Here is a 12,728-nt window from a genome sequence, read left to right as displayed (position 1 = left end):
CAATAAAAGTGCCCAGGAATCAGACACTTACCTTATTACTAGCATTGTCTTTAGCTAGCAGGTCGGCTAGTGCTTGTTCCAGGGTAGGAAACTGGAAACTGTAGCCGCTGTTTAAGGCGGCTCGGGGCTCCACTCTTTCGCTGGCAAGGAGTAGCTCTTCTGCCATTTCCCCGAACAGGGTTTTCAGCAGCCAGGCTGGAGAGCGGAAAAAGCAGGGGCGGTGTAGCTGTTTTGCCAATAAGCGGCTGAAGCTGTTATTGGTAACTGCTTCTGGAGCACTGGCGTTAAAAGGGGTGCATAGGTGTTGGTCAATAGCGTGAAGTATCAATCCGACTTCGTCGTCTTCGTGAATCCAGCTCATCCAGTGTTCGCCAGAACCCATTGGTCCACCAAGCCCCAGGCGAAATGCCGGTAGCATTTTGGGAAGTGCTCCCCCTCGGTTGGAGAGCACAATAGCGGTGCGTATGATTCCGACGCACATCCCGGCTCTTTGTAGTGGCAGTGTGGCCGCTTCCCAGTCACGGCACAGTTGTGCGGAAAACCCTCCGCCAGCAGGGCTGTCCTCCTTGAGCAGTTCGCCGCCACGGTCTCCGTAGTATCCAATAGCAGACCCTGAGAGAAAGTAATTGGGGCGTTCTCTTTGGGCGAGTGTCCAGCGTACTAGCCGTTCGGTGGTATTCAGGCGTGAGTTGCGAATTTCGGCACGGCGTTTCTCGGTCCAGCGAGAGGAAATGGGTTCCCCTGCCAGATTGACAACAACATCTACCCGCTCTTGCACCTCTTCAGGAGCGCTGGCGGCATTGACAGACTCTCCGCAGAGTTGGTGTATCTTATCCGGATGGCGACTAAGTACTGTAAGTGTGTCGCCACGAGCGAGCCAGCGTTGGCAAAAGAGTCTACCGATCAAACCGGTGCCACCACTGATTAAGCAATGCATAGACTGCCCATCCCCGCCATAATTTCACAGGTAAATTGCATGCAGCATAGCAGTCATCTGCACATGCGGGGTGTCTCGGCGGCGCACTTTAGAGTGATCAGTGGCAGGTCATTACTATTCGGTCACTCCCCCGGTCATCGGCTTGGCAGCGCTGTTCTTTCGCTTGCGATTGAGAATTACAGCCAGCGCCAACATTGGTAGTGCCAGGGCAAATACTGAGAAAATTCCGGCAAGCATAAATGGTGTTGAGCCGCGCATCGCACGTATGTCACCGCTCATATTGGCTTGCTCAAATTGTGGCAGCTGCTCAATGATAAGCCCGCGGGGATCGACAATAGCGGTTACACCGGTATTGGTGCCGCGGACTAAATAGCGACCGGTTTCCAGTGCGCGCATTTGCGCCATTTGCATATGTTGCAACGGCCCTATGGATTCACCGAACCAGGCATCATTACTGATGGTCAGGAGTACCTGGGAGGTGAGAGCGCTATCCGCCACTAGGCGAGGGTAGACAATTTCATAGCAGATTAGTGGAGCCCAACGTGCTCCTGCAGCATTCAGTGGCCCCTGTTGTTCGGGTCCGGAGCGAATAAAGGAGGTGGGTAAATTGAAGAATTCAATAGTGCCTCGAATCAGCTCCTCCAGTGGGACATACTCACCAAAAGGTACCAGGTGACGCTTATGGTAAACACTGGGGCTGTGGCCAAAGACCGCTGCGGAGTTGTGGACTTTGCGAGAGTTATCCACAGGGCTGTGGGTGTCGTAGAGAATTCCGCTGATAAGATCAATGCCGGTTTTCTCTGCATTGCGTTGCAGAGCCTGCATTAGGTTCGGAGCCTGGCCGTAAAACATGGGTAGCGCTGCTTCAGGCCAGATTATAACGTCGACATCACGCTCGCTCAGGGTGCGGGTACCCTCCTGATAGCGGCTAATAGTCTCGCCGCGAAACTCCGGCAGCCACTTTTTCTCCTGGGGAATATTAGCCTGTACCAGTCCAACGGTGATGATGCCTCCCTCTGCCTGAGTCCACTGTATATTGGCCAGGGCAGCACCGAGGGGCCAGGGTACGATTGCTGCGCCAATCAGTACAATATGGGCCGGTCGCTTGAGGGGGGACAAGTGGCCACTGGCAGCCAGTGCGATGACCGCACCGGAGAGGGCCAGAAAAAGCCCGATTCCGTAGACACTCACCACCGGAGCCCAACCAGATAACCAGGTCTCCAAGTGGGCATAGCCGGCGAACAGCCAGGGAAAGCCAGTGAACATCCAGCTGCGGAACCACTCACTGATAAACCAGAGTGCGGCAAAGGCGAGGGCGAAGCTAAATTTGTTGGCGGTAAAGCGACCGAGGAAATAGAACGGTGCTGCAAGCAGCGCCGCCATCAGCGCGACGAAGCTGGCGGTGAGTGCGAATCCCAGCGGCGGCGAAGAATTGCCAAAATTGGTAATTGAGACATAGACCCAAGAGCCACCAGTGGCGTAAAGGCCTAGCCCATAACAGAAGGCTAGCCAGAGGCTGGTGCGCCCACGTAGCGGCTTGCCGCGAGAGGCAAACAGGAATAGCCCGGCAAAAAGCGCCAGAGAGAGTAGGCCGCACAACCAATAGTTGAAAGGGGCCAGGGAGAGCGTCATTAGCCCGCCGGCAGCTGCACCAGCGGCAGGTAAAAGTAATCTTCGCATAGACTCGCTTAATCGGTAGCCGCCGTTGCGGCTGCATCCTACCCGAGAAAATCTTGGCTAGAGCCCCAGAGGGGGCTCAACTCAATCTTCATCGGGTGGTTTACGCATATGGGCCACGCGCAGCAGGTGGATTTGCCGGCTGTCCGCGTAGAGCACCCGGAAGAGGAAGTCTCCCAGGCGGGTGACTTCATCGCGACCGGGCAAGTGGCCGAAAGACTGCATAATCAGACCACCAACTGTGTCGAATTCTTCATCGCTGAATTCGGATTTAAAAAATTCATTGAACTCTTCGATCGGCGTGAGAGCCTTGACTATGTAGTCATTTTCTCCCACCCGGCGGATAAAGCTATCTGCCTCTTCCTCATCGGTTTCGTCTTCGATCTCACCGACAATTTCTTCGAGGATGTCCTCAATGGTCACTACGCCGGAAACGCCGCCATATTCGTCGATAACGATGGCCATGTGGTAGCGGTTTTCACGGAACTCTCGCAGGAGAATGTTGAGGCGCTTACTTTCAGGGATGATATTGGCTGGGCGAATAATATCTTCGAGTTGAAATTCGCCGACGCCCTTGAGGAGCAGGGGGAGCAGGTCTTTGGCTAGCAGTATTCCGCGGATATCGTCGATACTCTCGCCGACGACAGGAAAGCGTGAATGGCCTGACTCGATAATCTTGGGGAGAAACGTTTCCGGCTTGTCCTGTAGCCCTACAACCACCATCTGCGAGCGAGGGATCATTATCTCCCGAACCTGCTGGTTGGATACGTCCAGGGCGCCCTCGATGATGGATAGGGCCTCGGCGTCAACCAGCTGATTTTCAGCGGCGTCTTTGATGATGTCCAATAGTTCATCGCGGGACTTGGGTTCGGCAGAAAATGCACCAAACAATCTTTCCAGCCAGTTCTTTTCACTCGACCTGGCTTTGCTGGAAGAGTGACTACTTGGGGGCTCGTCAGTGGTCATGGAAGTGGCCATGCTCCGAATATCTCTCGTCTATTTCAATCAGTAATCGTTAGTGGGTAGATTCATTTCAACCCCCGTTATCCCGCCTCATCGAGAGGGGTGTAGGGGTCCGCAAAGCCGAGATGGGTCATTAGGCCAGTCTCTAGCCTTTCCATGATTTCCGCATCGCTGTCTTTGATATGGTCATAACCCAGAAGGTGCAGTGTGCCATGGACTAGCATATGTGCCCAGTGCGCCTCAGTCGTTTTGTTCTGTTGCTCCGCTTCCTTCTCCACAACGGGAGCACAAATTACCAAGTCTCCTAATAGTGGGAGGTTCAGCTCTGCGGGAAAGTCTGCTTGGAAGGACAGGACATTGGTCGGCTTATCTTTGCCGCGATATTGTGCGTTGAGCGCCTGGCTCTCCTCTTCGTCGACGATACGAACTGCCAGTTCGGCCTCATCTCGTCGACCGGACAGAGCGTTAATGACCCAGGTGCGGATCTTTTCATCGGAGGGTAGGTTTGTGCAGCGGCTAGCCCGCTGCACATCAAGGGTTAAATCAATCATAACTCTGTGGAGGAACCTCAGGCGGCATTCTCGTCGGCTTTGTTGCTGACACTGGCATCCCGCTCAGCCTCGTGGATATCGTAGGCTTCGACAATGCGCTGTACGAGAGGGTGGCGGACAACATCCTTGGCGCCGAAATGGGTAAAGCTGATGCCGTTGACCTTGCCCAGGACTTCCACCGCGTGACGCAGCCCCGAGGCCTGTCCTCGTGGCAGGTCCACCTGGCTCGGGTCTCCGGTAATCACTGCAGTGGAGCCGAAACCGATCCGGGTCAGGAACATTTTCATCTGCTCGCGGGTGGTGTTTTGGCTTTCATCGAGAATGACAAAGGCGTTGTTGAGGGTGCGCCCACGCATATAGGCCAGGGGGGCTACCTCGATCACATTGCGCTCTATGAGTTTGCCCACTGTTTCAAAACCGAGCATTTCATAGAGTGCGTCGTACAGGGGCCTAAGGTAGGGGTCTACCTTCTGACTCAGGTCACCGGGGAGAAAGCCGAGCTTTTCGCCTGCCTCTACCGCCGGGCGCACTAGTAAGATACGCTCCACTTGGTCTTTGAGCAGGGCCTCGACCGCACAGGCTACTGCGAGGTAGGTCTTGCCGGTACCCGCTGGGCCAATACCGAAATTGATATCGTTACTCTGAACCGCATGCACATACTTGCGCTGATTCAAACCTCGGGGACGCACAGAGCATTTCTTAGTACGAATCAATACCACCTGGTCTGCTTCAGTGGATTCGCCCTTCTCTCCCTTGTGTAGAAGCTCCTCTACACCGGCTTGTTGCAGGGCTAAGTGGATCTCATCGGGGGTCAGTTGATCCCGGGAGTCAGTCTCCTTGTACAGGAAGCTAAGTAATTCACAGGCAGCTTTGGCTTTTTTAGCTTCACCATAGACGGCGAACTGATTGCCGCGATTGCGAATCTCAATATCCAGTCGCTGTTCTATTTGGCGCAGATGTTGGTCGAACTGACCGCAGAGGTTGGCGAGACGGCGAGCATCGTTGGGCTCGAGGGTAATACTTTGAGCGAGGGTTTGCGTTTCCAAACTGGTTTCCGGCACCTTAATCTAGAGGGTTCATAGCTAGGGTATACCCATTTTCCCCAGATAGGAAAGCTTTGGGTGCTACCAATAGGTTCTAACTTTACCCGATTTTAATTACAGCTTGTAATTTCAGAGGTGTTATTAGGAAATTTGGGTGGCAAGGCGTGGTTTTAAAGCACGCCTTGCCAGGGGGGGAGGGCGGTCACAATGCCTCAGATTAGAATAAGTCCTCTTCCAGTTCCGAGGTGAGTAAAGTGCCGCGTAGGGAGTTTGGCAGGGCTTCCTCAATCAGGACATCGGCAAATTTGCCGATCAGGGCCAGATCATCGGCGCGGAAATTTACCACCCGATTGTTTTCAGTGCGTCCTTGCAGCTGTCCTGGATCCTTCTTGGATACTCCGGTCACCAGAACCCTTTCAGTGTTACCTACCATGTGTCGGGCAATTGCCTGGGCCTGCTGGTTGATACGGTTTTGTAAAAGCTGCAGGCGCTCTTTTTTGACGTCTTCCGGGGTGTCGTCGGGGAGATCCGCTGCCGGAGTACCTGGGCGCGGGGAATAAATAAAGCTGAAAGATATATCAAAGCCCACTTCCTGAATCAGGTTCATGGTAGCTTCGAAATCTCTGTCGGTTTCACCGGGGAAGCCCACGATAAAGTCCGAAGACAGGCAGATGTCCGGGCGTATTTTCTTCAGGCGGCGAATCTTGGACTTGTATTCCAGCGCGGTGTGTCCACGTTTCATGGCCATTAAAATACGGTCGGAGCCACTTTGCACTGGCAGATGCAGGTGGCTGACCAGTTCAGGCACCTGTGCATAGACGTCGATCAAAGCATCGGAGAACTCTACCGGATGTGATGTGGTGTAGCGGATGCGGTCGATGCCATCAATTGCCGCTACATAGGTGATCAGCTCGGCGAAGTCCACTTCCTGTCCGTCTACCCCGGCGGCGCGGTAAGCATTGACGTTCTGGCCAAGTAGGTTTACTTCCCTTACACCCTGCTCTGCTAAGTGTGCAACTTCTTCCAGTACATCGGCGACTGGGCGGCTTACTTCCTCGCCGCGAGTGTAGGGCACTACACAGAATGTGCAGTACTTGGAGCAACCTTCCATAATGGAGACAAAAGCCGTGGCTCCGTCGGCTTCAGGTTGTGGCAATCGGTCGAACTTCTCGATCTCCGGGAAGCTGATATCTACAACGACCACGCCATTCTTCTGCTCTTTGGTTTCCATCATTTCTGGAAGGCGGTGCAGAGTTTGCGGGCCGAAGATCAGATCTACATAGGGCGCGCGCTTGGCGATAGCCTCGCCCTCCTGGCTGGCTACACAGCCACCGACGCCGATAACCAGCTCGGGATTTTTTTCCTTGAGGCGCCTCCAGCGACCCAGCTGGTGGAACAGTTTTTCCTGAGCTTTCTCGCGAATGGAACAGGTATTGACCAGGAGAACGTCCGCCTCTTCGGGATCGTCGGTGGGTACCATAGCGTGAGACTCGCCGAGTAGATCGCGCATCCTGGCGGAATCGTACTCATTCATTTGGCAGCCGTGGGTTTTGATGTATAGCTTTTTCGCCGGTGTATCGGACATATCGTGCCTGATTAAAAACTGGTCAATTAAACGGGTGGGGCATTATAGCGACAGGACCCGGCACTGCATAGATGGCTATATTAGCGGTTGAGAACCTGTGCTATTCTTGCGCGCTTTTTCGGGCTTTGCCCGCTTTCTGAACAACTTCGAGCTTCGGGGTATTCCCCATCCTGAGAGACTTATGGCCAACCCGATATATAAAGTGATTTTCCACAACCAAAGCCAGGTGTATGAACTCTATGCCCGGGCGATTTATCAGAGCGATATGTACGGCTTTATTGAAGTCGAGGAGTTTGTTTTCGGGGAGAAGGCCCAGCTGGTAGTGGACCCCAGTGAAGAAAAGCTAAAAACCGAGTTTGCCTCGGTAACCCGTTCCTATATCCCGATGCATAGTATTGTGCGTATCGATGAGGTGGAAAAAGAGGGGACAGGCAAAATTGTTGAAGTTAAAGGCGATAAAGTTGCAAAGTTTCCCTTTGCGCCGCCCATTCGCCATCCCCAAGATACCGAATAACCCTCCCCCTTTACCGAATCAGCTGGCCTTGGGCCAGGCTGATTCGGGCGCCTAAAGCCCTCGCAGTCTAGCGGGTTTCACTGCAATATAAGCTTCAATAAAGGTCCTCTGGACTGTCATCAAATCGCTGCAAAGTGACTGCGCAGGCGATCATTGGCCTTGATGGTATTTGATCGATATCTAATAAGCGTTCGCCTGTTCGCGGCTTGCAAACTATTGACCGATAAATTCCACTGCATGGCATAGGTTGGCGCTCAGCAGGCTAGTTATCAGTCTTTACGCGAGTTGATTACTGGTCAAAGGTTGGAGCCTTGCTATGGGCAATCGCTACCATGCGCTGTGGATATCTGATGTCCATTTGGGCAGTAGAGACAGTGAGCCTCATCGGTTGGCGGATTTTTTGGCACAGAATCGTGCCGATAAGGTGTACCTGGTAGGGGATATTTTCGATATGTATGCCCTCTCTAAAGGGAAGGGCACCTGGTGTCAGGCATCCTCCATGTTGTTGGGGATGCTTTCGGAGTTAAGCAGTCTTACTCCGGAGGTTATTTATATTCCCGGAAATCACGACGCCCCCATGCGCAGCTGGGCGGGTAAACGTTTGGGTAATATTCGTATCGAGCGCGATTGGATTCACACAGCTGCCAGCGGTAAACGTTACTGGGTAACCCACGGCGATCAATTTGAACATAATATCAAAATTAATCCGTTCAGTTACCACATTGGGGATCGCAGTTACTACCTTATGCTGCGATTTAACCGCTGGATTAATTATTGGCGTAGTCGTTTCAACAAGCCCTGGTGGTCTCTGGCCAGCCAAGTAAAGAACCGTGTGAGTGCAGCCAGGCAAATGATGACCGATTTCGAAAATGTCGCCGTGGGTGAGGCTCAGGCCAAGGGGATGGATGGAATTATCTGTGGGCATATTCATCGCCCGGCGCTGCGCAATAAGAACAGAGATGGGCGTACGGTTACTTACGCAAACTGTGGTGATTGGGTCGACTCGATGAGTGCCGTGGTAGAACAACAAGATGGCAGCCTGGAACTGCTCCATTGGTACCGGGCCCCAAAAATAGCCAGCATAATGACAGAGGTGGTGGCCGCATGATTCAGCTTGAAACACTGTTACAAAAAAATGCCTGGTACAGCGCAGCGCCGCAAAAGCCCACACGAAAATTGGTCTCCGCTACCCTTAAAAAAATTTGTTGTGAGGAGCAGATTGTAGAATTTGGACGGCGTTACCCTCACTTGGGAGGGTTGGATTTTATTCGCCAGTTATTTAGTGACCTCAATTTCCGCTATGAGTTAAATCCCTCGGAATTGGAGCGGGTGCCAGTGACTGGGCCTTTGATTATTGTGGCTAATCACCCCCTGGGCAGCCTGGATGGCCTGGCATTAATCGATATGGTTGCCAGAGTGCGCAAGGATGTGCGTGCAATTGCCAGTCACCTTTTATGGAATATTCATCCATTGCGTCCATATTTTTTGCCGGTAGATAACTTTAACGGGCGTACCCGCCGTGCCGATGTGCAAGGGATTTATGATTATCTCGGCCAGGGTGGGGCTGTAATTATTTTTCCCGCCGGTGAGGTTTCACGCCTAAGCCCCCAGGGGGTGCGCGATGGGCGCTGGAACCCTGGATTTGTACGCTTTGCTGAGAGGGCCAATGCACCGATCTTACCGGTGCAAGTGCTCGGCAGAAATTCCTGGTGGTTCTACGGCCTGTCGATGCTGAATAAACCACTTTCAACCCTTTGGCTTATTCGAGAAATGTTTAAGCAGGCCAGCCGTGGTATTGATATCCGTATTGGCCGCCCCCTGGAAGCGGAGCACTTCCGCAGTTGGCCGCTAACTCCCCGTGCCCAGGCGGCTCTCTGGCGCAAACATGTTTATAAATTGCATCGTTCTCCCGCGCCTCTGGGGCCGGAACTTATTGCCGCTGCTGAGTCTCGGGGGGAGGTGAAAAAAATAATCGAGAGCTGTGAAGCTCTGACCTCCCAGAGGAACTTCTCCGTGCGACTCTATCGGCAGCGGCCGGATTGCCCAGTTATGCGTGAGCTGGCGCGTACGCGTGAAGTGGCTTTCAGGGCAGTGGGTGAGGGAACAGGGCAGAGTCGGGATTGGGATGCATTTGATGCGCACTATGACCACTTGCTACTGTGGGACCATCATTGCCAGCAGATAGTGGGCGCCTACCGTATAGCGGGCACCGAGAGCTTGGCAGAGAATGAAATCTACAGCAGCACCCTGTTCAATTATCCCTCCCCACCGCGATATTGCCTGCCCGGTTCGGCAGAACTTGGTCGCAGTTTCTTACTGCCTGAATACTGGAGGGGCAAAGGGCTGGATTTGTTATGGAGTGCTATCGGCCAGTGGGTCTTGCGTAATAAAGTACGCTATTTATTTGGCCCTGTTTCTATGCCGGGAACATTTTCGGTGCGGGCAAAGTCGGCAATTGTAAGATATTTTTCCCATTATTTTGCTCCACAAAACCCACTGGGCGATGCGCGTCTGCCTTTCCTGCAAGCCGGTGCACCTCTGCCAGATCTCTCTGGGGATTCAATTGCGGATATGCGCCAGTTAAAACTGGTGTTGCGTGAAGAGGGGGTGGTTTTACCGCCACTTTTCAAAAAGTATGCTGCATTAACCAAGCCGGGTGGCACTAGTTTTCACGCCTTCAATGTTGATCCAGACTTTTGTGATTCCGTTGATGGGCTCGTGGTGGTCGATTTAGATTTAGCCGATGAGAAGTTCGCACGACGCTATCTCTCAAGCGAAAACGCTGCTTGAATCAAAAGGGCAGTTTTTAATGCCGCCCTTTTGATTCTCTGCCAAACCATTTCAGAAGGTTATCCTGCCTTTCGCTGTTGCTCCAGCTTCTGGCGCACACTGGCTAGTTTCACGCACAGTACAAACACCGACATGGCGGTGTCGAGTTCTTCCAGGGGGGGGAAACTCGGTGCTATGCGGATATTGCTGTCCTCAGGATCTTTGCCATAGGGGAAGGTGGCACCTGCAGGGGTGAGTTTTACACCGGCCTCTGCTGCCAACTTGACTACGGCCTTGGCACAGCCTTTGCGGGTATTGAAGGAGACAAAATACCCTCCTTGAGGTTTTTCCCATTGGCCCAGATCCATTTCAGCCAGACCGTTGTGCAGGTGTTCCAGCACACAGTCAAATTTGGGCTTAAGGATATTGGCATGCTTGCGCATGTGTTCCTTCAGGGTGGTGAATTCGGTAAAGAAGCGTGAGTGGCGCAGCTGATTCACTTTATCTGGGCCAATAGTCATGGTCTGCATCTGTTGCTGCAAGGATTGCAGGTTGGCGCTACTGGCACTGACAAATGCGACACCGGCGCCGGCATGGGAGACTTTAGAGGTGGAGGCAAATTGAAGCACTGAGTCTACAGTGTCATTTTCCAGAGTGGCAGCACGAATACTGGCGAGACTGACATAGTGTCCAAGGTCGTGTACAGCATAGGCGTTATCCCAGAATATTCGAAAGCCTGGATTGGCGATTTGGCCGAGCTGAGCCAGGCGCTCTACGGTTTCATCACTGTAAGTGATACCACTGGGATTGGAGTACTTGGGCACGCACCAGATACCGATAATTTCATTGTCCTCACGAATATACTTTTCTACAAGGTCCATATTAGGTCCTTGATCATTCATGGGGATGCTGACCATACCGATCCCCAGTTGTGCACAAATACTGAAGTGCCGATCATATCCGGGCACAGGGCAGAGGAATTTGGGGGCTTTCAATTCTCGCCAGGGGGTATTGCCGGCAAAGCCGAACAGGTAGCCGGTTAACACTGCGTGATACATCAGGGTTAGGGAGCTGTTGCCTGCGGCGATAACCTCTTCTGTGGGTACTTGAAGCATATCCGCACCAAGTTCACGGGCACTAGTGAGCCCGATTAAACCGCCGTAATTGCGGGTGTCAGTGCCTCCTGCGGCGCGGTAATCGTTACACAGGATACCGTCGAGTTTGTCGGATAAATTCAACTGTTCTGTGGAGGGTTTGCCACGGGTGATATCCAGATTTAACTCGTGTTGACGGATGCGCTCATAGTGGGAGCTCAGCTCTTTTTCCCACTCGGCTAACTGGTCAAAACTGGCGGATTCGATTTGCACGTGAAGTCCCCTGGCTGGTCATTAGAGTTGGCGAGCTTAGCAGTATGAGCTGTGCTTAGTCAGCCCCATGTTACGATTTTTGAAGGTTACTTTTTAGGGTGCATTGGCTTATAAGTGCGCTTTATCTTTTTTCTTCGGTATTTTTATTGGTTGGCGAGGGAGTGAAAGTCCTGCGCGTATTCTCTTAGTGTTTTACTGAGATGTCGGCGTTGTTCAAGGCTGGTACTGGTTAATATTTTTTGGGCCAGTTCTTGCGCCTGCTGTTGACGCTGTTCCTGATTCTGGCGATATTCTTGCGACCAGAGTTGTTCTGGGTTGAGCAGCAGGCTGCGGATTTTTTCCAGGTATCCCTCCGGTTTGTTACGCAATAATTCGAAGGTTTTGGATTGCCAGAGTCTTCGTTGCTCGATGCGCTGTAGAGGGTTGTACTCCATTTTGGATACCCAGGCGGTAATCATTTTTTTTTGCTCTTCGGTAAGGGTGCCGAGCCAGCGAATGCTTTCTCTCCGGATAATTTTGTCACGCTTATGTTGTACTTTTTCCGGAGAGCGTTGCCATTTTTCCAATCTCTTTTGCTCTTTTCTCCACATATTGCCTTGTAGTTCATTAATCTGTTGTTCACTCAACTGCGCTGCCAAAGGCAGCATCAGGTTGTAAGCATTTTCACTGGCGGCGGCTAAAAACTGATGGACCTGCTTATCGATAGGTTGCAAGTTGGGCTTTTCCAGTGCTCCTTCATCGACCCTTTTTGCTAGGTTATTCAAAAAGTCGGCGTAGCGAGGGAGTTGGGTCTGTCGGTGCCAGCGAAAAAAGCTGTTGAGTGCGCCCTGCAGCTCACCTTCTTGGGTGCGATCCAGTTCTACATATTTTTGGGCTTTCCAGCGAATCCAGTAATCCACATTGTTGTAGGCAAATTGGATGCTGGAACAACTGTTAATAAATTGTAATAGGATTAGGAGCGTTATAACTCGCCAGAAAAGGTGTGTTGGCGTGCCGCCCGCTTTTGTCATCGATTTTTTCCTGTAGGCATTGCCCGATTGATGTCGGGGAATTATTAGAAAGCATAGATGATTAGGATATAAGCGTCTTGTGGCGTGAAATTGCCTGTTTCTCTCGTGTAGGCCTGCTTTGGGAAGCTTTTCACGCTTATCGGGAATGAGTCGAAAATGGCTTGATAAAAGAAGTGACAATGACCTCCCCAGCCATTAAAACAGCCGCTCTTTATGTGTTACCTGCACATAAACTGATAGTTGGATTCCCCCCCAAAAGTTTGCCGGGAGTCCGGTTTCGGGGGGGGGGAGGAGTAGCCTGAGTGAATGATG

Annotated in this window: 11 protein-coding genes; 3 read left to right on the top strand and 8 right to left on the bottom strand. The window is 52.3% G+C overall.

Annotated elements, in window-relative coordinates:
- Positions 1-19: 19 nt before the first annotated feature.
- From ACJJH9_RS15020 to miaB, 6 genes are all read right to left on the bottom strand, one after another.
- Positions 20-937, bottom strand: coding sequence for a TIGR01777 family oxidoreductase (locus tag ACJJH9_RS15020; RefSeq protein ID WP_444883977.1), 918 nt, complete (start codon positions 935-937; stop codon positions 20-22).
- A 114-nt stretch (positions 938-1,051) separates the two neighbouring features.
- Entirely contained in the window at positions 1,052-2,617 is a 1,566-nt protein-coding gene (gene lnt, locus ACJJH9_RS15015; protein ID WP_444923250.1) for an apolipoprotein N-acyltransferase, read from the bottom strand.
- Between the two features lie 81 nt (positions 2,618-2,698).
- Entirely contained in the window at positions 2,699-3,592 is an 894-nt protein-coding gene (locus tag ACJJH9_RS15010) for a CorC family transporter (RefSeq protein WP_435583622.1), read from the bottom strand.
- A gap of 65 nt (positions 3,593-3,657) precedes the next feature.
- Positions 3,658-4,128: an rRNA maturation RNase YbeY gene (ybeY, locus tag ACJJH9_RS15005; RefSeq protein WP_444887015.1), complete on the bottom strand. Its 471-nt coding sequence runs from the start codon at positions 4,126-4,128 to the stop codon at positions 3,658-3,660.
- A gap of 17 nt (positions 4,129-4,145) precedes the next feature.
- The gene (locus ACJJH9_RS15000; protein ID WP_252083068.1) at positions 4,146-5,174 is read right to left on the bottom strand and encodes a PhoH family protein; all 1,029 of its coding nucleotides are present in this window, start codon (positions 5,172-5,174) and stop codon (positions 4,146-4,148) included.
- Positions 5,175-5,388: 214 nt separating this feature from the next.
- On the bottom strand, positions 5,389-6,756 hold the full coding sequence (gene miaB / locus ACJJH9_RS14995) for a tRNA (N6-isopentenyl adenosine(37)-C2)-methylthiotransferase MiaB (protein WP_444883981.1): 1,368 nt from the start codon (positions 6,754-6,756) through the stop codon (positions 5,389-5,391).
- A 181-nt stretch (positions 6,757-6,937) separates the two neighbouring features.
- Here miaB and ACJJH9_RS14990 point away from each other — a divergent pair, with 181 nt between their 5' ends.
- The 3 genes from ACJJH9_RS14990 to olsF all read left to right on the top strand — a co-directional run bounded on the left by ACJJH9_RS14990 (position 6,938) and on the right by olsF (position 10,060).
- Complete coding sequence (locus ACJJH9_RS14990) at positions 6,938-7,270, top strand: DUF1820 family protein (RefSeq protein ID WP_211214910.1); 333 nt, start codon at positions 6,938-6,940, stop codon at positions 7,268-7,270.
- 316 nt (positions 7,271-7,586) lie between these two features.
- On the top strand, positions 7,587-8,378 hold the full coding sequence (locus tag ACJJH9_RS14985) for a UDP-2,3-diacylglucosamine diphosphatase (protein ID WP_444923249.1): 792 nt from the start codon (positions 7,587-7,589) through the stop codon (positions 8,376-8,378).
- A complete protein-coding gene (gene olsF / locus ACJJH9_RS14980; RefSeq protein WP_444923248.1) occupies positions 8,375-10,060 on the top strand; it encodes a bifunctional ornithine lipid synthase OlsF in 1,686 nt (561 codons plus the stop codon). Before ACJJH9_RS14985 ends, olsF begins: the two co-directional genes overlap by 4 nt.
- A 59-nt stretch (positions 10,061-10,119) precedes the next feature.
- Here olsF and ACJJH9_RS14975 read toward each other — a convergent pair whose 3' ends face one another.
- Together ACJJH9_RS14975 and ACJJH9_RS14970 are read right to left on the bottom strand one after the other, a co-directional pair.
- On the bottom strand, positions 10,120-11,406 hold the full coding sequence (locus ACJJH9_RS14975) for an aspartate aminotransferase type Ic (RefSeq protein WP_252083064.1): 1,287 nt from the start codon (positions 11,404-11,406) through the stop codon (positions 10,120-10,122).
- A 143-nt stretch (positions 11,407-11,549) separates the two neighbouring features.
- Entirely contained in the window at positions 11,550-12,416 is an 867-nt protein-coding gene (locus ACJJH9_RS14970) for a DUF6279 family lipoprotein (RefSeq protein WP_444923247.1), read from the bottom strand.
- Between the last annotated feature and the right edge of the window lie 312 nt (positions 12,417-12,728).

The organism is Microbulbifer mixtoriginis (SeqCode) (assembly GCF_052466715.1).
The sequence above is the reverse complement of the archived record's forward strand: the minus strand, read 5'-3'. Positions and strand labels throughout refer to the sequence as shown.